This window comes from Aeromonas sp. FDAARGOS 1417, from assembly GCF_019046985.1.
GTDB lineage: Bacteria > Pseudomonadota > Gammaproteobacteria > Enterobacterales > Aeromonadaceae > Aeromonas > Aeromonas veronii.
In genome coordinates this window covers 3,280,325-3,300,284 of record NZ_CP077221.1, presented here as the reverse complement: position 1 = coordinate 3,300,284, position 19,960 = coordinate 3,280,325, and the positions used below count along the sequence as shown (strand labels likewise).

Annotated in this window: 17 protein-coding genes and 1 tRNA gene; 5 read left to right on the top strand and 13 right to left on the bottom strand. The window is 60.6% G+C overall.

Features of this window, described 5'->3' with window-relative positions; genetic code table 11:
• Positions 1–156 precede the first annotated feature (156 nt).
• Both pgeF and rluD read right to left on the bottom strand, forming a co-directional pair.
• The gene (pgeF, locus tag I6L47_RS15200) at positions 157–894 is read right to left on the bottom strand and encodes a peptidoglycan editing factor PgeF (RefSeq protein WP_216947756.1); all 738 of its coding nucleotides are present in this window, start codon (positions 892–894) and stop codon (positions 157–159) included.
• 112 nt (positions 895–1,006) lie between these two features.
• A complete protein-coding gene (rluD, locus tag I6L47_RS15195) occupies positions 1,007–1,987 on the bottom strand; it encodes a 23S rRNA pseudouridine(1911/1915/1917) synthase RluD (RefSeq protein WP_216947749.1) in 981 nt (326 codons plus the stop codon).
• Positions 1,988–2,104: 117 nt separating this feature from the next.
• On the opposite strand from rluD, the gene I6L47_RS15190 reads away from it, so the two are divergent.
• Entirely contained in the window at positions 2,105–2,860 is a 756-nt protein-coding gene (locus I6L47_RS15190; RefSeq protein WP_005339769.1) for an outer membrane protein assembly factor BamD, read from the top strand.
• Between the two features lie 150 nt (positions 2,861–3,010).
• Here the strand turns inward: I6L47_RS15190 and I6L47_RS15185 are convergent, their stop codons facing one another.
• The 8 genes from I6L47_RS15185 to yqhD form a co-directional block, all read right to left on the bottom strand.
• Positions 3,011–4,339 carry a CoA-disulfide reductase gene (locus tag I6L47_RS15185; protein ID WP_216947746.1) on the bottom strand — a complete coding sequence of 443 codons (1,329 nt, stop codon included), beginning with the start codon at positions 4,337–4,339 and terminating at the stop codon, positions 3,011–3,013.
• A 97-nt stretch (positions 4,340–4,436) separates the two neighbouring features.
• The gene (locus I6L47_RS15180; RefSeq protein WP_005339766.1) at positions 4,437–5,837 is read right to left on the bottom strand and encodes an L-cystine transporter; all 1,401 of its coding nucleotides are present in this window, start codon (positions 5,835–5,837) and stop codon (positions 4,437–4,439) included.
• 133 nt (positions 5,838–5,970) lie between these two features.
• On the bottom strand, positions 5,971–7,272 hold the full coding sequence (locus tag I6L47_RS15175) for a serine dehydratase subunit alpha family protein (protein WP_216947744.1): 1,302 nt from the start codon (positions 7,270–7,272) through the stop codon (positions 5,971–5,973).
• A gap of 21 nt (positions 7,273–7,293) precedes the next feature.
• Entirely contained in the window at positions 7,294–7,962 is a 669-nt protein-coding gene (locus I6L47_RS15170; RefSeq protein ID WP_005357564.1) for a transcriptional regulator, read from the bottom strand.
• A gap of 147 nt (positions 7,963–8,109) precedes the next feature.
• Positions 8,110–8,889, bottom strand: coding sequence for an ABC transporter substrate-binding protein (locus I6L47_RS15165; protein ID WP_216947742.1), 780 nt, complete (start codon positions 8,887–8,889; stop codon positions 8,110–8,112).
• A 98-nt stretch (positions 8,890–8,987) separates the two neighbouring features.
• Entirely contained in the window at positions 8,988–10,472 is a 1,485-nt protein-coding gene (pntB, locus tag I6L47_RS15160; protein WP_005339759.1) for a Re/Si-specific NAD(P)(+) transhydrogenase subunit beta, read from the bottom strand.
• Between the two features lie 11 nt (positions 10,473–10,483).
• Positions 10,484–12,010 carry a Re/Si-specific NAD(P)(+) transhydrogenase subunit alpha gene (gene pntA, locus I6L47_RS15155; protein ID WP_040070064.1) on the bottom strand — a complete coding sequence of 509 codons (1,527 nt, stop codon included), beginning with the start codon at positions 12,008–12,010 and terminating at the stop codon, positions 10,484–10,486.
• 507 nt (positions 12,011–12,517) lie between these two features.
• Positions 12,518–13,681: an alcohol dehydrogenase gene (yqhD, locus tag I6L47_RS15150; RefSeq protein WP_216947740.1), complete on the bottom strand. Its 1,164-nt coding sequence runs from the start codon at positions 13,679–13,681 to the stop codon at positions 12,518–12,520.
• 157 nt (positions 13,682–13,838) lie between these two features.
• Here yqhD and I6L47_RS15145 point away from each other — a divergent pair, with 157 nt between their 5' ends.
• Together I6L47_RS15145 and I6L47_RS15140 are read left to right on the top strand one after the other, a co-directional pair.
• Complete coding sequence (locus tag I6L47_RS15145; RefSeq protein ID WP_005339751.1) at positions 13,839–14,741, top strand: AraC family transcriptional regulator; 903 nt, start codon at positions 13,839–13,841, stop codon at positions 14,739–14,741.
• A gap of 17 nt (positions 14,742–14,758) precedes the next feature.
• Positions 14,759–15,271: a lipocalin family protein gene (locus I6L47_RS15140; RefSeq protein WP_005341930.1), complete on the top strand. Its 513-nt coding sequence runs from the start codon at positions 14,759–14,761 to the stop codon at positions 15,269–15,271.
• Between the two features lie 65 nt (positions 15,272–15,336).
• Here I6L47_RS15140 and I6L47_RS15135 read toward each other — a convergent pair whose 3' ends face one another.
• A complete protein-coding gene (locus I6L47_RS15135; RefSeq protein ID WP_216947739.1) occupies positions 15,337–17,229 on the bottom strand; it encodes a methyl-accepting chemotaxis protein in 1,893 nt (630 codons plus the stop codon).
• Between the two features lie 207 nt (positions 17,230–17,436).
• Positions 17,437–17,934 carry a lactoylglutathione lyase family protein gene (locus I6L47_RS15130; RefSeq protein ID WP_005357546.1) on the bottom strand — a complete coding sequence of 166 codons (498 nt, stop codon included), beginning with the start codon at positions 17,932–17,934 and terminating at the stop codon, positions 17,437–17,439.
• Between the two features lie 100 nt (positions 17,935–18,034).
• Between I6L47_RS15130 and I6L47_RS15125 the strand changes: the two genes are divergently transcribed.
• Positions 18,035–18,907 carry a LysR family transcriptional regulator gene (locus tag I6L47_RS15125; RefSeq protein ID WP_216947738.1) on the top strand — a complete coding sequence of 291 codons (873 nt, stop codon included), beginning with the start codon at positions 18,035–18,037 and terminating at the stop codon, positions 18,905–18,907.
• 145 nt (positions 18,908–19,052) lie between these two features.
• Here the strand turns inward: I6L47_RS15125 and I6L47_RS15120 are convergent.
• Positions 19,053–19,129, bottom strand: a tRNA-Trp gene (locus tag I6L47_RS15120).
• A gap of 201 nt (positions 19,130–19,330) precedes the next feature.
• Between I6L47_RS15120 and I6L47_RS15115 the strand changes: the two genes are divergently transcribed.
• A complete protein-coding gene (locus tag I6L47_RS15115; protein WP_139741289.1) occupies positions 19,331–19,873 on the top strand; it encodes a hypothetical protein in 543 nt (180 codons plus the stop codon).
• The last annotated feature ends 87 nt before the right edge of the window (positions 19,874–19,960 follow it).

Sequence of the window (19,960 nt, the reverse complement as noted above, 5' to 3'; positions counted from 1 at the left end):
CATAACTTTCTGAGATGAAAGATGAGGCCCGTACGGGCTATTTCAAGGGCATGGGCTGGTTATTTTTTCTGCAAGACGGGACAAGAACAGGATCCCCGCCTCTCTCATACAGATCGGTTCTTGAGAGAGACGGGCTATTACTTGGCGGGTGATTGCTTAGCGGGCCAACCAGATGAGAGAGGCCATACGGCCGGTCTGGCCGTCGCGACGATAAGAGTAGAACTGCTCGCTATCGCCGAAGGTGCAGTAGTCGCCGCCATAGACGGCGGTAACGCCGGCACGGGCGAGGCGCAACCGCGCCAGCTGGTAGATATCCGCCAACCATTTGCCGTCGTTGGCGGAAGGCACGAAAGCCGCGACCGCTTCAGCCTGCTCAGCCATAAAGGCCTCGCGCACCTCTCCCCCCACTTCAAATGCAGTGGGGCCAATGGCCGGGCCCATCCAGGCCAGGACCTCGCCCGGCTCGCAGCCCATGGCGGCGATGCTCGCCTCCAGCACGCCCTCTTTCAGTCCACGCCAGCCTGCGTGGGCCGCTGCGACCACGGTACCTGCCCGATCGCAAAACAACACTGGCAGACAGTCGGCGGTCATCACGATGCAGGCCTGATCCGCCTCATGGGCGCAGGCGGCATCGGCATCCGGTGCTTGCAGATAATGGCTGCTGACCGGATGGACCACGGTGCCATGCACCTGATTGAGCCAGTTGAGGGGCCCCGGGATGGCGGCCACCTGCTGCAGCCGGGCCCGGTTAGCCTCGACTCGCGCCGGTTCGTCACCCACATGGGCGCCCAGATTGAGACCGGTAAAGACCCCTTCACTGACGCCGCCATCCCGGGTGGTCGACAACGCCCTGACACACGCCGGGGCTGGCCAGTCGGGTTCGATCCATTTCATCTGTGACTCCTTCAATTCACCGATATAAAAACGGGGCTCCTGCAAGGGAACCCCGTTTGGCATCTGTTCGGGCCGGATGACGCCAGAAACCGACGCTGCAGGCCCTATCGCATCAGTTCCAGACTAAATCATCCGGATTGGCGAGAGTATCCGCGCGCAGCACTTCCATCAGCTCCACCATGTCTTGCGGTGTAGCTGAGTGCCACTGCATCACTTCCCCCGTGATGGGGTGAGCCAGTTGCAGCATGGTGGCATGCAGCGCCTGACGGTTGAAGTTGCGCAGTGCCTGGGTCAGCTCGGGGGTCGCGTTGCGCAGCGGGCGCAGACGGCCACCGTAAGCGGGATCACCCACCAGCGGGTGTTTGATGTGCGCCATGTGGACACGGATCTGGTGGGTACGGCCGGTCTCCAGACGCAGACGCAGACGGGTGTGGCCACGGAACTTCTCGTGAACCCGGTAGTGGGTCACAGAGGGGCGGCCATTGGGCACCACGGCCATGTGGGTACGCTGGGTCGGGTGACGGCCGATGGGCGCATCGACGGTGCCACCTGCGGTCATGTGACCGATGGCGATCGCTTCGTACTCACGGGTGATCTGGCGCGCCTGCAACGCTTCCACCAGATGGGTCTGGGCAGGAACGGTCTTGGCAACCACCATCAGACCTGTGGTGTCTTTATCCAGACGGTGCACGATACCGGCACGGGGCACCTCGGCAATGCCGGGGTAGCGGTGCAGCAGGGCGTTGAGGATGGTGCCATCGGGCGTGCCTGCGCCCGGGTGAACCACCAGTCCGGCCGGTTTGTCGATCACCAGAATGTGTTCATCTTCATAAACGATGTTGAGCTCGATCTCCTGGGCATCCCAGCGGGTATCGGCTTCCAGCTCGACATTCACATGCACCTGTTGCCCGGCCAGAATTTTCTCGCGCGGGGTGTTGGCAACCTGACCGTCCAGGGTCACTCTGTCCTGTAAAATCCACTCCTTGATGCGGGTGCGGGAGTAGTCTGGAAACAATTCGGCCAGGGCCTGGTCGAGTCGCTGCCCGAATTGGTGATCCTGGAATTCGCCTGTCAGTTCAATATGCTGGCTCATGTATGGTCTCTTGAGCGGGGGGTATCAATTCGAAATAATCCGGGTATTCTAGCTTTTCTTTTAGCCAAGCATAACGGATACTTTGCCAATTTCGTGGAAATGGACCGGATGTTGTTGATGGGAAAGAAGTCTCACCTGCTGATGTCGCTCGCCTTGGTCGCTACCTTGATCACAGGCTGTTCCAGCACCAAACCCAAGGTACCCGACGAACCGCCGGAGACCCTGTACCAGAAAGCACGCCTCAAACTGGACGTTGGCAATTACGTGCAAGCCACTGAATTGCTGGAGGCTTTGGACTCTCGCTACCCGTTCGGCGCCTACTCCAACCAGGTGCAGCTTGACCTCATCTATGCCTACTACAAGCAGGATGACACCGCTCAGGCGATCGCCAATATCGACCGTTTTATCCGCCTCAATCCGGCGCATAAAAATATCGATTACGTCTTCTATATGCGCGGCCTGACCAACATGGCGGCGGATTACAACTTCTTCCAGAGCCTGTTCGGCATCGGTCGTGACGACAAAGACCCGGCTTATGCCCGTCAGGCATTCCAGGATTTCAAGACCCTGTTGCAGAACTACCCCAACAGCGTCTATGCCGCCGATGCCCGCGCCCGCATGATTGGCCTGAAGAATCGTCTGGCCCGATATGACCTGAGCGTGGCCGAGTATTACGTGAAGCGTGATGCACTGGTCGCTGCCGCCAACCGGGCCAAGCTGATTGTCGAAACCTACCCCGACACAGCCGAAACCGAGAAGGCGCTGGAGATCATGGTCGAGTCTTACGACGCTCTGAAGATGCCGCAGTTGGCCAAGCATGCCCGCGAAGTGCTGGCCAAGAACTACCCGGAGAACCGCCTCGGCCGTGGCTGAGTGATACGGATAAACCGGTAACAAAAAACCGATGCCTTGGCATCGGTTTTTTTATCGCTGCAATTTACCCTCAGCTGTTACCCGCAGATTGCTCTGCAGAGCTGGGGCAACGTAACGGCGCCTTCCCAGCGCCGTCCGTCATCGCAACGCTTACTTCGCGACATTACCCGCCACGTTCAGGGCATCCCAGGTGCGGGAGAAGGGCGGCGCGTAGGCAAAGTCCAGCATGCCGAGCTGCTCGGTGGTCACTCCCATGGTGATGGCCACTGCCAGCGCGTCGATGCGGTGGACCGCCCCCTTGCGACCGAGGATCTGACCACCCAGCAGCCGCTTGCTGCCCGCCTCATAGACCAGTTTGACGTGAATGTCGGACTGACCCGGGCAGTAGTTGGTGTGGCACTTGTCCTTGATCACCACGGTGCGATAGTCGATACCCATCGCCTTGGCTTCCTGCTCGGAGAGGCCGGTACGGCCCGCCTCCAGCCCCAGCACCTTGAGCGCCGCAGAACCGAGGGTACCCGGGAACTCCTGCTCGGCCCCGGCCAGGTTCTCGCCCACCATGCGCCCCAGCTTGTTGGCGATGGTGGCGAGCGGCACATAGACCTGCTGCTGCTTCACGCTGTGCCAGACGCTGGCACAGTCACCGGCTGACCAGACGTTGGCGAGCGAGCTGCGCCCCTGACGATCCACCTTGATGGCGCCGTTGCCGAGCCGCTCGATGCCGGTATCGGCCAGAAACTCGGTGTTGGGCTTGACCCCGGTGCAGACCACCACAATATCGGCCTCGTACTCGCCATGGCTGGTTCGCACGCCGGTCACCCGGCCATCCCCCAGCAGCGCTTCAACTCGCTCACCCAGATGGAGAGAGACCCCCTGCTCGCGCAGTTCGGTTTCGATGTGCTGAGTGATCTCGCCATCAAACGCATCGGGGATGACCCGCTCCGCCAGCTCGATCAGGCGCACCTCTTTACCCTGATGGACCAGCGCCTCGACCACTTCCAGCCCGATAAAGCCGGAGCCAATCACCACGGCGCGGCGATTATGCTTGTCTTGCACCGCAGCTTTGAGCGCCAGTCCGTCGGCCATCCGGCGCAGACCGAATACCCCTTGCTGCTGCAGACCGGGGATGGGGGGCATCACTTCGCGGGCACCGGTGGCAATCATCAGGCGATCGTAGCGATCGGTGAAGGTGTCGCCGTTGTGCTCCACCTCCAGAGTCTGGGCAGTTGCATCGACGCTCAGCACCCGATGGCCAATCTTGACCTCGATCCCCTTGGCGGCGAACTGCTCGGGGGTGAACTCGGCCATGTAGCCGGGCTCCTGAAACTCGTCACCGACGAAGTAAGGCAGGCCGCAGGCACCGAAAGAGATCACCTCGGAGGCCTCATACACCACGATTTCGGCATCTTTGGCCAGACGGCGCGCCTTGGCCGCCGCGCTCATACCGGCGGCTTCGCCACCGATGATCAGAATTCTCATTGTTTTTCCTCTCAATGGCGCAGGGAGGGCATGCCCTCCCTGCGGTCTCTGACGGGAAAGAGTCACCCCTTTCCACGAGCAGATCAACCGACGCAAATCAGACGGTGGACTCTTCGCCGTCCAGACTCACTTCGTGATCGCTGTTGAACACATGCATGTCGGTCTCGCCCATCAGGCGGCTGGTGACCGTCCCTGCGGTGATGGAGCCGGAGACGTTCAGCGCGGTACGACCCATGTCGATCAGCGGCTCGATGGAGATGAGCAGACCGGCCAGCGCCACCGGGAAGTCCAGCGCGGAGAGCACGATCAGCGCGGCAAAGGTGGCGCCACCGCCAATCCCGGCCACCCCGAAGGAGCTGACGGTGATGATGGCGATCAGGGTCATGATAAAACCGGGATCCATCGGGTTAACCCCGACGGTCGGGGCAATCATCACGGCCAGCATGGCCGGATAGATACCGGCACAGCCGTTCTGGCCGATGGTGGAACCGAAGGAGGCAGCGAAGTTGGCGATCCCCTCAGGAATACCCAGCGACTTGGTCTGAGTCTGCACGTTCATCGGGATGGAGCCCGCGCTGGTGCGCGAGGTGAAGGCAAACGCCAGCACCGGAGTGATCTTCTTGAGGAAGCGCAGCGGGTTGATGCCGACCATGCTCACCAGCAGCAGGTGCACGACAAACATGATGGCGATGGCGCCGTAAGAGGCCATCACAAAGCTGAGCAGGTTGAGGATGTCAGCATAGTTGGAGCCGGAGACCACCTTGGTCATCAGCGCCAGCACGCCGAACGGGGTCAGGCGCAGCACCAGAGTCACCATTCGCATCACGATGGCATGAGCCACGGCCACGAAGTGGCTGAAGCTGGCGAAGATCTCCGGCTTCTTGCGGGCGATGCCGGTGGCGGAGAGGCCGATGAAGATGGAAAAGATCACCACGGCGATGGTGGAGGTCTTGCGGGCCCCGGTCATGTCGAGGAAGGGGTTGGCGGGAATGAACTCCAGCATCATCTTGGCGAACGACATGCTCTCGACGCTGCCGAGGGTGGTCTGCAGCGCGGCGCCACGAGCGCTCTCGGCGGCACCGGAGGTGAGCCCTTCAGCAGTCAGGCCAAACAGGTTGGACATCAGGATGCCCGCCCCGGCGGCGATGGCGGTGGTGAAGATCAGCACGCCTATGGTCATGGCGCTGATCTTGCCCAGCGCGGTGCCGCCATTGAGCTTGAGAATGGCGCTGATGATGGAGACCATGATCAGCGGGATGATGATCATCTGCAGCAGCTTCACATAGCCGCTACCCACAATATCCAGATAGTCGATGGTCTGAACAATGACGGACGAACCAGCACCGTAAAGCAGTTGCAACGCGGCACCGAACAGAATACCGAGCCCCAGGCCGGCAAATACCCGGCGGGTGAAGCTCACATGTTTTTCCTGTAACCGGTAGAGAAAGAACAGCAAGATGGCGGCGATGGCCAGATTGCCGATAACGCTAAATGTCATGGTATGACTCCCCAAAAAGCGGGCTTGGGCCCGAGAAACAAGAGCAAGCGCCATGCTTGCCCTGGCAACCGTGTCAGACGGTCTGCGCCGTCGTGACAAGAACAAGGGGGTCTATCGCCCCCTTGTCACAGATTCACTGCTTCTGCTGTTTCGCTCGCATGATGTTGATGATTTCGATGTCGGTATCCAGCATCCCCTCTTTGGAGAGGCGGCCCAGATTGGCGATGGTCTGGTCCACATCGTCGGAGACGATCCCCTCGCTCTGGGGCACATGCAGGTTGTTGATGGCCATCAGCGAAGACTTAACCGCCGCCGAGGTGGAAGTGGAGACCTTCATGGAGCAGGCGCTGCCCGCGCCGTCGCAGATGATGCCGGAGACATCGCCAATCATGTTGTTGATGCAGTGGCTGATCTGCTGATACTGGCCGCCCAGCAGCCAGGTGATGGCGGCACCGGCCCCCATGGCGGCGGTACTGGCGGCGCAGAGGGCCGACAGCTTGTTCTGATAGGTCTTGATGTAGATGGCCACCAGATGGCTCATCACCAGTGCTCGGGTCAGCTGCTCGTCGCTCGCCTTGAGGAAGCGGGCCGCCGCGACCACAGGCATGGTGGCGGCAATGCCCTGATTGCCGGAACCGGAGTTGGACATGGCGGGCAGCATGGCGCCATCCATCCGCGCATCGGAGGCTGCGGAGGAGAGTCGCATCGCCAGGGTCATCAGGTCATCGGAGAGCAGCTTGCGCTCCACCTGCTCGGTGAGGATCTTGCCGATCTTCAGGCCGTAACCCTGCAACCCTTCGTCCGCCAGCGCCTGATTCATGGTGGCGGCCTCGCGGATAAAGTCGATCTCCGCCAGCGGCACTTCCAATGCAAAATCGACGTTCTCCCGCAGGGTCATGGCCGGTTTGGCGGATTTGGCTGGCTGGATCTGCACGCCGGGGGCACTGGCCTGCTCCATCAGCACCTCGCCATCCTTCTCCATCAGGATGATGCGGGTGTGGTCGGTGCAGATCACCACCCGGGCGCTGTGCCCTTCAACTTCGGCCAGCACCTCGGCATAGAGCACGTCCGGCACATCCTTCACATCCACCTTGATCACCGGCAACAACGTCTTGGCCGCTTCCACCTGTTCTGGTGTGAGGGTCTTGAGCACCTCCAGCCCGGCATCGGGGTTGCCGCCGGTGATACCGACCGCAGCGGCCACCGGCAGACCGATCATGCCGGTGCCCGGTACTCCGACCCCCATGCCGTTCTTGAACAGATTGCCACTGACCCAGACGCTGATGCGGGTCGGGGTCTCCCCCAGCAACTTGCGGCAGTTGGCCGCCGCCAGCGCCACCGACATCGGCTCGGTACAGCCCAGGGCCGGCACCACTTCACGCTTGAGCAGGGTAATAAAGTCGGTCCATTGTGCTTTCATCGCAGTGTTTCTCATGTTCAGGGTGCCCGCAGGCAGTTATTGCTTGTTCAGATCCGCCTTGTGGTTGCGGATATGCAGATAAACAGTATGACGGGAGATGCCGAGCATCCGGGCAACCAGCTGGGCCGCCTCCTTGATCTCGAAGATCCCCATGTCGAAGAGCCGGGTCACTATCTCCTTGTTGCGCACCGTGCAGGAGAGCGAATCGTCCCGATCCACCTTCTCAATCACCTGAGTCACCAGATCGTCCACCGAGCTGGCAAAGGTCTCGTTGTTGAGCGGCGCCGGTGCCGCTGGCAGCGCAAAGGTATCGAGCAGACTGCCAAGGGAGGTATCCAGACTGAAGTTCACGCAGAGCATGCCGATGGGCTTGCCCTGCCGGTTGCTGATGGTGATGGAGGAGGACTTCATCAGCGTCCCGTCGCGGGTACGGCTGAAGTAGCTGCTCCACTGGCTGCCCGCCTCCCCCTGCAAGCGGTTGAGGGCAAAGTCGGTGACCGGCGCCCCCTCCCGACGACCGGTGACATGGCCGTTGGCAATCTTGATGACCGATGCATCCAGCGTATCGAACGCATGCAGCACCACCTCGCACCCTGCGCCAAACAGCGCGGCCAGCGCCTCGACCGCGGGCTCGAAACTGGCGATCAGATGACGTTCTTCATCCGTTAACGAATTGATCTGGTCAGTGGTGGCTGCAGTGGACATATATGAGTAACTTTGAGTAAACCGCAGTTGATTCTACTATCAACAAGATCAACTAATGTTGAGCGGTATCCCCTTTTTGCTCGCCATTATGCCCACCTTTTAACAAAGTGCGACAAATTGTGAAGCGGCGCACAGCAGGGCGGCAACTCAGAGGTGATAGCGAGCCAGCAACTGCTTGTAGGCGGGGGTCTGTTTGAACGCCTTGAGGGCAGAGGAGAAGCGGATAGCCAGCTGGTCGTGGCCGGGCTTGTGGGTAAACGCGAGGAAGTTGCGGTTGTCGTCGGTCAGCAGACGCGAGCCGTGGCTCACCTGATCCTGCAACCCCTGGGTATGCAGCAAATAGCGACCGACCCGCTCGTTGAGCACCACCCCGTCCAGCCGACCGGCCATCATCAGATGCAGCTGTTTGATGGCATTCCCCTCCCCCGTCATCGGCATCCGGATAACGCCGGGATCGGTCAGAAAATCGGGGCTGTAGGCATAATCTTCCTGAATACCTATCCGCAGACCCTTGAGGTCGGAGAGCTGCCTGAAATCCACCGGACGAACCGTCGGATAGAAGAGCACTTCGCCGCTGTAAGAGAGCGGCTCTTCGGGGTAGTGGAGCCAATGCTGGCGGGAAGGTTCAAAGAAGACGTCGACTACCGCATCCCCCTGCTTGAGACGGGCTTGCTGCAGAACCCGCTTCCAGGGCAGCACCCTGATTTCGGTGCGATAACCCATCTGGCGCAACACGGTACAGGCCAGATCGAGATCGGCGCCGGCCAGCTCGCCATTGTCACCACGCATCACATATGGGGGCCACAGCTCGGTCAGCAGCGTCAGAGTCGGCGGCTCGTCCGCCGCTACGGCCGAACCAGCACCAAACAGGGAGGCCAGCAGCCAGCCGTATAACCCGATCCTTCGCCAACCCTGACACCACATCATGGAGATCCCTCATGGTCCGTATGGATTGAGGATATACAAGGGATGAGCAATAAAAAAGGAGGCCGAAGCCTCCTTGATATCCACTCTCTGAGTTGCACTTACAGTGCTTTCAGGATTGCCTCGACGCTGGCCTTGGCATCGCCAAACAGCATCTGGGTATTCTCTTTGAAGAACAGCGGGTTCTGGACACCGGCATAACCAGTGTTCATGGAGCGTTTGAAGCCGATGACATTCTGCGCTTTCCACACTTCCAGCACCGGCATACCGGCGATCGGGCTGCCCGGATCTTCCATCGCGGCCGGGTTGACGGTGTCGTTGGCACCGATCACCAGCACGGTATCGGTATCGGCGAAGTCGTCGTTGATCTCGTCCATTTCCAGCACGATGTCATACGGGACTTTCGCTTCCGCCAGCAGCACGTTCATGTGGCCAGGCAGACGACCGGCAACCGGGTGGATACCGAAACGCACCTTGACGCCGCGGTCACGCAGCTTCTGGGTGATTTCAGCCACCGGATACTGGGCCTGCGCCACCGCCATGCCGTAGCCCGGGGTGATGATGACGGAGCTGGAGTTCTTCAGCAGGTCAGCCACTTCCTCGGCGCTGGTTTCGCGGTATTCGCCCATCTCCTGATCAGCCGTGGAGGCCACGCCATCGGAGCCGAAGCCACCGGCGATCACGGAGATGAAGGAGCGGTTCATCGCCTTGCACATGATGTAAGAGAGGATCGCACCGGAGGAACCTACCAGAGCACCGGTGACGATCAGCAGGTCGTTGGAGAGCATGAAGCCCGCCGCCGCTGCCGCCCAACCGGAGTAGGAGTTGAGCATGGAGACCACAACCGGCATGTCTGCGCCACCGATGGAGGCAACCAGATGCCAGCCGAAGGCGAAGGCGATCAGGGTCATCACCAGCAGGGCGAAGGTAGAGCCGCCCGCGTTGACGAAGTAGACCATCAGCGCCAGCGAGGCGACCACGGCCAGCAGGTTCAGCTTGTGGCGGTGCGGCAGCATCAGCGGCTTGGAGGAGATCAGACCACGCAGTTTGCCGAAGGCAACCACGGAACCGGTGAAGGTCACGGCACCGATGAAGACGCCCAGGAAGATCTCGACCAAGTGGATGTTCAGCATGGCACCGGTCAGGTGCTCGACCTGGGCAACGCTGTTGGCCTGCTCGAACGCCGCACGGGCGGCTGCCAGAGTGGCATCCAGGTTGGAACCGACGGAGACGACCACCTCAGCAGGGGCAGAAGGGTGCAGATCGATGAAGCTGTTGAAGCCCACCAGCACCGCTGCCATACCGACGAAGCTGTGCAGCACGGCCACCAGCTCGGGCATCTCGGTCATCTCGACCTTGAGCGCCAGACGCACGCCGATGGCACCGCCGATCACCATGGCCAGGATGATCCAGTGAACACCACTGGTCTCCGGGTTGAATACGGTGGCGAGCAGGGCGATAGCCATACCCGCGATACCGAACAGGTTGCCATGCTTGGCCGTTTCTTGCTTCGACAGTCCCGCGAGACTGAGGATGAAGAGCACGGCGGCAACGATATAGGATGCTGTTACCAGTCCTTGAGACACGTTAAACCCCCTTAATCCTTACGGAACATCTTCAGCATGCGCTGAGTGACGGTGAAGCCGCCGAAGATGTTGATACTGGCAATCAGCACGGCGATGAACGCCAGCGCGGTGACCAGGGTCGACCCTTGCCCGATCTGCAGCAGGGCACCGACCACGATAATGCCGGAGATGGCATTGGTGACCGACATCAGCGGCGTGTGCAGGGCGTGAGAGACGTTCCACACCACGTAGTAACCGACCACACAGGCCAGGATGAATACGGTGAAGTGGGAGAGGAAGGCTGCCGGGGCAACGGAGGCGATCCAGCCGAAGGCGGCGATGCCGAGGGCACCGAACACGAACTTCTTGTTGGAAGGCTTGGCCTCTTCCTTCTTGGCTGCCGGTTTGGCGGCGGCCGGTTTCTGCGGGGCAGCAGAGACGGAGATGGCGGGCGGCGGGAAGGTCACTTCACCGGCCTGGATCACCGTCATGTTGCGCTGAACCACGTCTTCGAAGTCGATGGCAACGTTGCCGTCCTTCTCCTTGCACATCAGCTTCATCAGGTTGACCAGGTTGGTACCGTAGAGCTGGGAGGATTGGGCTGGCAGACGACCCGGCAGATCGGTGTAACCAATCACCTTGACGCCGTTGGCAGTGACATGCAGTTCGCCCGGCACTGTGTATTCACAGTTGCCGCCAGCCTGAGCGGCCATGTCCACGATGACGGAGCCCGGCTTCATGCTGTCGACCATCTCTTTGGTGATCAGCTTGGGAGCCGGCTTGCCCGGGATCAGGGCGGTGGTGATGATGATGTCCACCTCTTTGGCCTGCTGGGCGAACAGCTCCATCTCTGCCTTGATGAACTCATCGGACATGACTTTGGCGTAACCATCGCTGGATGCGCCATCTTCGCCACCGAAGTCCAGCTTGAGGAATTCCCCACCCATGGATTCGATCTGCTCGGCCACTTCCAGACGGGTATCGAACGCACGCACGATGGCACCGAGGGAACCGGCAGTACCGATGGCAGCCAGACCGGCCACACCGGCACCGATCACCAGTACCTTGGCAGGCGGCACTTTACCGGCTGCGGTGATTTGACCGGTGAAGAAGCGACCGAACTGGTGCGCAGCTTCAACCACGGCGCGATAGCCACCGATGTTGGCCATGGAGGAGAGGGCATCGAGGGACTGGGCACGGGAGATCCGCGGCACCATATCCATCGCCATCACATTGATGTTGCGCTCGGACAGCTTCTTGACCAGCTCAGGGTTCTGGGCAGGCCAGATGAAGCTCACCAGAGTGGCGCCATCTTTAATTTGTGCGATCTCGGCATCGGTCGGCGCATTGACCTTGAAGATAAGGTCGGCTTGCCAGACATTCGGCACCACGCTGGCACCGGCAGCCTCGAAGGCGGCATCATCGAAGCTGGCCGACAGGCCTGCGCCGGTCTCGATGGCGACCTCGAAGCCGAGCTTTTTCAGCTGCTCGACGGTAGCCGGGGTCGCTGCGACCCGGGTCTCACCGGCGAGACTCTCTCTCGGTATTCCAATCTGCATGACTATTCCCTGATGGTTAATAAACAATCGCTGCCCAGTGTCTCACTTCTGACGAAACAAGACATGACCAAAGTGCAGGTCCAGGGCTCTTTGTTATGAAAATCAGTAGGCTTTACCTCAACCTCCTGTCATGGTCAGGCCCCCGCTTTTCAGGCGCGAAGGTGATTAGTATCAAATTTTGGAGTTTTATTACAACCGCAGTCCCGACGGCACTCGTACAGAATTCAGCCCATCCCTAGCTACGATTAAAAAAAACAAACCAAATTAGAGGCTTATACCAGTAAAAACGGCTGAAAAAAGTGATCCAACCAGTCAAAAAAAATGTTTTACCGGCCCTCTATCTTAGCGTTTTTTGTTCTTACGAAATCCGCTTTCGTCTCACTTCTCGCAGCGAAACGCCGAAAAGTAACATTTTCCCAACAAAAGCGGGGCCACTCAGCCGCCAGAAGGCGGGAGAGGGCCCCGGCAATTCAATCGTTTCGCCCGTCTGGCACCGATTGGCGGCCCTTACCAGGCCGCTTCATAAATATGCTGGCTCTGCACCAGATCGATATCGCTGTGCTCGCCCAGACGGGTCATGCCGTGCTCACCCAGCTTGCCGATCAGGGTGTCGATACCCAGATCTTTCAGACCGTACTCGCGCAGTCGGGTCTTGACCCCCATCCGCTCGAAGAAGTCGCGGGTCGCGGCGATGGCATCGTCGATGCGCTCCGCTTCGCTGCCGCTGTTCAGACCCCACACCCGCTCTGCGTATTGCAGCAGCTTGGCATGTTTCTGTTTGCGCTTGGCCTGCAGCAGGGCAGGCAGCACCACCGCCAGAGTCTGGGCGTGGTCGAGGCCGTGCAGGGCAGTCAGCTCGTGACCCAGCATGTGGGTGGCCCAGTCCTGTGGTACACCGGCACCGATCAGGCCGTTCAACGCCATGGTGGCGCTCCACATGATGTTGGCGCGCACCTCGTAGTTGTGCGGCTCGGCCAGCGCCTTGGGGCCCTCTTCGATCAGGGTCAGCAGCAAGCCTTCGGCGAAGCGATCCTGCACCTTGGCGTTGACCGGATAGGTGAGGTACTGCTCCACGATGTGGACGAAAGCATCCACTACCCCGTTCGCCACCTGACGCTCGGGCAGGGTGTAGGTGAGCACCGGATCCAGCACGGCGAAGCGCGGCATCACGAACGGCGAGAAGAAGTGCACCTTGTCGCCACTGCTGCGACGGGTGATGACGGCGCCCATGTTCATTTCGGAACCGGTCGCCGGCAGGGTCAACACGGAACCGAGCGGGATGGCGGAACGCACTTCGCTGCCGAAGGTCTCGAGAATGTGCCAGGGATCTTTGGCCAGATCGTAGTGCGCGGCAGCGGCGATAAACTTGGTGCCATCGAGCACGGAACCACCGCCAACGGCGAGCAGGAAGTCGACCCGCTCGGCACGGGCCAGCTCCACGGCGCCCATCAGGGTCTCGTAGGCCGGGTTCGGTTCGATGCCGCCAAATTCAAACAGGGTCATACCGGCCAGCTCGTTGCGGATCTGCTCCAGCAAGCCGCTGCGTACCACGCTGCCGCCGCCATAGGTGATCATGACGCGGGCATCGCTCGGGAGCTGCTCGCGCAACTGGGCGATCTGCCCTTGGCCGAACAGGATTTTGGTCGGGGTATGGAGAGTAAAGTTGTTCATCGACATTGCCTTCTTCTGATAGTCAGGGCGGCCAGGCCGCGAAATCGTGATTGCATTTTTCTCCAGAACCACCCTACCATCAAGACAACATCCTGCTTGATTCTTGCCTATTTCTACAAAGCAGCGAAAACCGGAACTGTCGAATCAAAGAGCGCCCATGCAAAACCGTTACAGCGACCTCGCAACCAGATTGACCCGCCACGTCACCGCACCCGGCATCACCCCATCACCGGTGAAACAGGTCAACCTCATCTATACCACCGAGCATCATGGCCGCACCCCGGTGCTCTACCAACCGCGGATGATCGTTATCCTGCAGGGACACAAGGTGGGTTATCTGGCGGATCAGGTGTTTCGCTACGACCCCAACCACTATCTGCTGATGACCCTGCCGCTCCCCTGCGAGTGCGAGTGCTTCGCCTCCCCCGAGCAGCCGCTTATCGGTTTTACCATCGAGATCGATCTGGTCACCCTGCAAGAGCTGCTGCTGGAGCTGGGCGATGCCCTGCCCGCCCCCGCACCGCAAAAGAGCGGCGTCCACTCGGTCCCCCTGTCGGAAACCATGTTTTGCGCCGCCGAGCGACTGATCGAGCTGATGGACAACCCGCTGCACGCCAGGGTGCTGGGGCCGCAGACGGTGCGGGAGATGCTGTTCCACGCCCTCACCGAGGGGGGCGGCCCGGCGCTGCAAGCGCTCGCCAATCGCCACAACCATGTGGGCCAGATCGCCCGGGTGCTGCGTATGATAGAGTCCCGTTATGCCGACAACCTCACCATGGAGGAGCTGGCGCGGGAGGTGAACATGAGCGTCTCCGCCTTTCACCACCACTTCAAAGCGGTCACTGCCACCTCGCCGCTGCAGTACATCAAGTCGTTTCGCCTGCACAAGGCGCGGATGATGATGCTGCACGATGGCATCAAGGCGGGCACCGCGGCGGCCAGAGTCGGTTACGAGAGCAACTCCCAGTTCAGCCGGGAGTACAAGCGCTTCTTCGGCAGCACGCCGACGGATCAGGCCTCCCGCTTCCGGGATGGCCAGCTGCGCATCATTGAGGGATAACAAGAGAGGGATTACTTATGCGTTCACTGCTTTGCCTGTTCACCGCTTTACTGCTGACGGCCTGTACCGGGATTGCCGACGGCATTCGCCCCGTTACCGGCTTCCAGCTCGACCGTTATCTTGGCACCTGGTACGAAATCGCCCGCCTCGACCACAGCTTCGAACGGGGGCTGGAGCAGGTGAGCGCCACCTACAGCCTGCGGGACGATGGCGGCGTCAAGGTGCTCAACCGCGGCAAGCAGAGCGATGGCAGCTGGCGCGAAGCCGAGGGCAAGGCCTACTTCGTCGATAGTCCTGACGAGGCGCGGCTCAAGGTGAGCTTCTTCGGCCCCTTCTACGGCGGCTACAACGTCATCGACCTCGACCCCGATTATCAGCTCTCGCTGGTGACCAGCTACAACCACGACTACCTCTGGATCCTCTCCCGCTCACCCAACCCACCCAAGGCGAAGGTGGATGCGCTGGTCGCCAAGGCGAAGTCGCTGGGCTTTGCCACCGACCAGCTTATCTGGGTCAAACAGACCCCTTAAGCCAGTCGTGAAATAACAAAGGGCAGCCCGCGGGCTGCCCTTTTTCATGGAGAGTTGGCGGAGGATCAGAGCCGGAAGCGGCCGATCTCCTGCTCCAGCCGCTCGGTCAGCGACTTGAGTTCGGCCGCCTGCACCGCCTCGTTGCCCGCCTGCTCGGCCAGCTCTTGCGAGACGTGGCGGATATTCTCGGTATTGCGGCTGATCTCGCCGGTCACCGAGGTCTGCTCCTCGGCCGCCGCCGCGATCTGGGTCGCCATGTCGCTGATGGAGCCGATCGCTTCGTTGATCCGGGCAAGGCTCTGGTTGGCCGCTTCCGCATCCTCGACGCTGGTACCCGCCAGCTGACGGCTGGTCTCCATGCCACCCACGGCGCGACGGGTGGTCTGCTGCAGGGTCTCGATCATCTGCTGGATCTCATCGGTGGAGTCGTGGGTACGGCGCGACAGCACCCGCACCTCGTCCGCGACTACCGCAAAACCGCGGCCCTGCTCACCGGCCCTCGCCGCCTCGATGGCGGCGTTGAGCGCCAGCAGGTTGGTCTGCTCGGCGATGCCGCTGATGGTCGCCAGAATGCCGCTGATCTTCTGGGCATGGCTGTCGAGCTCGTTGATGATCTGGCTGGCATCGGCCACTTCGTCCGCCAGACCGGTAATGCTGCGCTGACTCTGGCCAACCTGGGATTGACCGGCGACCGCCAGTGCGACCGCATCGGTGGCGGTAGTGGCGGCAAACTCGGCGTTGCCGGCGATCTCCTGGGTAGCGGAAGCCATCTCGGTCACCGCGGTCGCCACCATTACGATCTCGTCCTGCTGCTGGCGCACCCGCTGACTACGGGCCTGCGCCCCGGCCGCCTGGACACGGGACTGTGCCGCCAGCTCGACGGTCACATCCCGCAGCCGGCTGACGATACCGTGCAACCGCGCCACAAACTGGTTGAAGTTCTGGGCCAGCTGACCCACCTCATCCTTGCTGTGGGTATTGATGTGAACGGTGAGATCCCCCTCGCCGTGGGCAATGTCGTGCAGGGCGTGCGCGACCCGACCGAGATCGGCGAACAGGTATTTGAAGGTAGCGGTGAGCAGGGCACTGAACACCAGCATCAGCACCAGGGTCAGCCCCACCAGCTCCCACAGCAGACTGCTGAGCGGCGCCTCCAGCACATCGCGATACATCACCATGGCCAGCAGCCAGTCGGTGCCCGGTACCGGTTGTACCGCCAGCAGCACATCCCGCCCGTCGAGGGTGGCGGCGTGCAGCTCGCTGTTTTCGCGGCCCCACTGCTGGAAGGTGGCGGCAGAGAGTCCCGGCGCCAGCTCGGCGATGGGCTTGAGTGCCAGATCCTTCTGCGGATGGCCGACGATGAGGCCACTGCTATCGAGCAGCATGGCATAGCCTTCACCCTGCACCTTCATCGCCAGCACTTCGTCGATCAGTTTGTCGAGCGCCAGGTTGGCCCCCACGGCACCGACCAGCTCGCCCTGATGGCGCACCGGCTCGGAGAGGGTGACCACCAGCTTCTGCATGGTGACGCTGACATAGGGGGCAGTGACGATGAGCTGACCCGCTTTCACCGCATCCTGATACCAGGGGCGCTCGCGCGGGTCATAGTTACCGGTGTTGAGGGAGGGATCCTGCCGGGTCATCACCCCCTGCGCGGAGCCAAAATAGGTGAGGCCGAACCCACCGGAGGTGTAGGCCTGCTTCAGGTGCGGCACCAGCTCGGCTTGGGGGTTATCGCTGATCAGGTTGACCAGCGCATGGACGGTGTTCTTGCGATCCGTCATCCAGTCGCCGATGGCGACCGAGTAGGCGTGGCCATAGTTGACCGCCTCGCTCTGGATGGCGCTCATGGTGCGGGATTTTAGGGTGTGAAAGGCAACGATGCCGAGCAGTGATGCCATCAGCAGCACCACACCAAGACTGGTGGCCAGCAGCTTGCCGCGCAGAGAGAGGGTCATGACGACGAATCCTTGTTGTTGTGTCAGGCAGGGAAAACCCTGATGTATCAAAGGCTATCGGCCGCAATATGAACAGACTTTAGTGAATCTGTATATTTTCCCATCTATCAACAACAGAACGCGCTATTCGTGTGAACCAGATCGCTATTCCATGCTACTGACTGTTGTAACAACAAAGCGGCAGGCCGCCCGAAGGCGGCCTGTCACTTACCCCTGATATGCACCGGCGGAGTAGGTCAGCTCATAGCTGTGGCTGTAGATCTCGACGATATTGCCGAAGGGATCTTCCATGTAGACCATGCGGTAGGGCTTCTCGCCCGGGTAGTACTCGCGCACCGGCATCCGCTGCTTGCCGCCCGCCGCGACGATGCGCGCCGCCAGCCCCTCGACATCCGGATCCTGCACGCTGAAGTGGAACACCCCGGTCTTCCAGAATTCGAAGTTGTTCTCACGGCGCTCGCTGTTGGGGAACTCGAACAGCTCGATGCCGATCTTGTCGCCGGTGGAGAGATGAGCGATGCGGAAGGAGCCCCAGCCCGGGCCAAACACGTCGTTGCACATCACGCCGATGGCGGAATCATCCTCGCTGATGGTGGTCGCCGGCATGATGAGATACCAGCCCATCACCTTGGTATAGAACTCGACTGCCTTGTCGAGGTCAGTCACCGTGATGCCGATGTGGGAGAAGTTGCGCGGGTAAGTCATACGTCACCTTGAAATTGTGTGTGGGAAACAGGTGACATGATAGGAAGGGGCGACATAATGAAAAATAAGGTCAAACTAATGGAAGGCATAAATTAAATTTATGGTTAATCCACTCTGGCTCCACACCCTGGTGGTGGTGCATGAAACCGGCAGCTTTACCCGCGCCGCCGAGCGGCTGGATCTCACCCAGGCCGCCGTCAGCCAGCATATCTCGCGTCTCGAGGCCGAATTTGGCCCCCTGCTGCTGCGCAAGCCCCGTCAGCTGGAGCTCACTCCGCGCGGGCTGATGCTGCTCGACTTCGCCCGCCAGCAGGCGCAGGCCGCCGAACAGCTGCGGGCACGCCTCTCTGACGATGACCCTCACCACGGCGCCATCACCCTGTCCACCCCGGGTAGCATCGGTCTGCTGCTCTATCCCCTGCTGCTCGACCAGCAACAGGAGCACCCCGGACTCACCATCCAGCACCGCTTTGCCCCCACCCCCGACATAGTGCAGGCGGTACTGGCAGGGCGCAGCGATCTGGGACTGGTGGATCAAGCGCCTGAACACCCCAGCATCGCCGCCGAGCCCTTCGCCCGCGAACCCCTCTGCCTGGTGGTGCCCAACGACGGCGAGGAGCAGAGCTGGCAGCACCTCTGTCAGCTCGGCTTTATCGACCACCCGGATGGCCGCAGCATGGCACAACGCCTGTTGGGACGACGCTACCCCGGCCAGCGCGTTGACGAGATCCCCCTGCGCGGCTTTACCAACCAGATCGGCCTGATCCTGGAGCCGGTCGCCCGTGGCCTCGGCTTTACCGTGCTGCCCCGCTTCGCCGTCACCGCCTTTGCCCAGCAGGAGAAGATCCGGGTGATCCAGAGCAGCATTGAAGTGATCGACACCCTCTGGCTGATCTACCGCGCCGAGTGGCCGCTCCCCGCCCGCCACCAGAGGCTGGTCACCGTCCTGAAACAGCGGGTTGCTGCACATTGAACGCTCTTGCGGCAGACATCGAGATCAATCTGGCCACAGTCACCGGACTGCTAACGGCAAGAAGGAGAAGAGAAAGGAGAGAGGGATAAATTGGCGAACGCCGGAAATGCGAAAGGCCAGCTCAATGAGCTGGCCTTTCTGAAAATGGCAGGGGCGGCAGGACTCGAACCCGCAACCATCGGTTTTGGAGACCGCTGTTCTACCAATTGGAACTACGCCCCTGCAACAAACGAGGCGTAGTATACAAAGTGGAGATCAAAGGTAAAGGCTTTTTTTACGCTTTCGATGCGATTGCACAAATCCCGAACAAGTCGCGCTTGTTTGTGCAGCAAAGCGGGATAACTTGCTGTATTTGCAGCCCTACCGGGGTAGGAATGGGACATAAATGGGGGTAGGGTGAAATCAGGTACCGGGAGGCCACTTATGCTCAATTACCGATTGCTCCAACAACTGGCGCCCCTCAATTTCAGGGATGAACGCAAGACAGAGGCCCTGCCCGCCTATCTTGAACGGGTCGCGCCGCTGGTGCCCTTTATTCCTGAAAATGTGCTTTCCCAGTGGATTTACCGCCATTGGCGCGGTTTTGAGTCCAATTGGAGCTTTATCGATCTCGCCAGCCATCAGTTCACCTGTGAAAGCTGGCCCACCGCGCAGCTGGTGGATCAGGTGGACTCCCGCCATATGGAGGTGATCGAGCGCTGGGGGGAGATGCTGCGCAGCAACCGTTATGTCCGCCGCTCCTGGCTCGGCGAGAAGATGCTGAGCGACGGCACCTGGCCCGAACCTGTCATCGTACTGGCGCCGGAGGAGGGAGCCAGCTACCCGAACGGCCATCCCCTGCCCCGCCCCTACTGCCTGCTGGAAGGGCACCACAGACTCGGTTATTTGCGCGCCATGGTCCGCGATGGGGAATCGCTGCAAGAGACGCACAGAGTGTGGATTTGTCGTCATATTTCCGCCACTTAAACGTTTTTCATGCTGAAATTGGCATCAGAAATAAAATTTTGACAATTAAAAAAGCGGCCCTATAATCTGTCCGGTTTTGAAAAAGGT

Coding starts and splice junctions, on each gene's coding strand:
- pgeF (WP_216947756.1), bottom strand. CDS start 894: ATGAAATGGATCGAACCCGACTGGCCAGCCCCGGCGTGTGTCAGGGCG.
- rluD (WP_216947749.1), bottom strand. CDS start 1,987: ATGAGCCAGCATATTGAACTGACAGGCGAATTCCAGGATCACCAATTC.
- I6L47_RS15190 (WP_005339769.1), top strand. CDS start 2,105: ATGGGAAAGAAGTCTCACCTGCTGATGTCGCTCGCCTTGGTCGCTACC.
- I6L47_RS15185 (WP_216947746.1), bottom strand. CDS start 4,339: ATGAGAATTCTGATCATCGGTGGCGAAGCCGCCGGTATGAGCGCGGCG.
- I6L47_RS15180 (WP_005339766.1), bottom strand. CDS start 5,837: ATGACATTTAGCGTTATCGGCAATCTGGCCATCGCCGCCATCTTGCTG.
- I6L47_RS15175 (WP_216947744.1), bottom strand. CDS start 7,272: ATGAGAAACACTGCGATGAAAGCACAATGGACCGACTTTATTACCCTG.
- I6L47_RS15170 (WP_005357564.1), bottom strand. CDS start 7,962: ATGTCCACTGCAGCCACCACTGACCAGATCAATTCGTTAACGGATGAA.
- I6L47_RS15165 (WP_216947742.1), bottom strand. CDS start 8,889: ATGATGTGGTGTCAGGGTTGGCGAAGGATCGGGTTATACGGCTGGCTG.
- pntA (WP_040070064.1), bottom strand. CDS start 12,010: ATGCAGATTGGAATACCGAGAGAGAGTCTCGCCGGTGAGACCCGGGTC.
- yqhD (WP_216947740.1), bottom strand. CDS start 13,681: ATGAACAACTTTACTCTCCATACCCCGACCAAAATCCTGTTCGGCCAA.
- I6L47_RS15145 (WP_005339751.1), top strand. CDS start 13,839: ATGCAAAACCGTTACAGCGACCTCGCAACCAGATTGACCCGCCACGTC.
- I6L47_RS15140 (WP_005341930.1), top strand. CDS start 14,759: ATGCGTTCACTGCTTTGCCTGTTCACCGCTTTACTGCTGACGGCCTGT.
- I6L47_RS15135 (WP_216947739.1), bottom strand. CDS start 17,229: ATGACCCTCTCTCTGCGCGGCAAGCTGCTGGCCACCAGTCTTGGTGTG.
- I6L47_RS15130 (WP_005357546.1), bottom strand. CDS start 17,934: ATGACTTACCCGCGCAACTTCTCCCACATCGGCATCACGGTGACTGAC.
- I6L47_RS15125 (WP_216947738.1), top strand. CDS start 18,035: ATGGTTAATCCACTCTGGCTCCACACCCTGGTGGTGGTGCATGAAACC.
- I6L47_RS15115 (WP_139741289.1), top strand. CDS start 19,331: ATGCTCAATTACCGATTGCTCCAACAACTGGCGCCCCTCAATTTCAGG.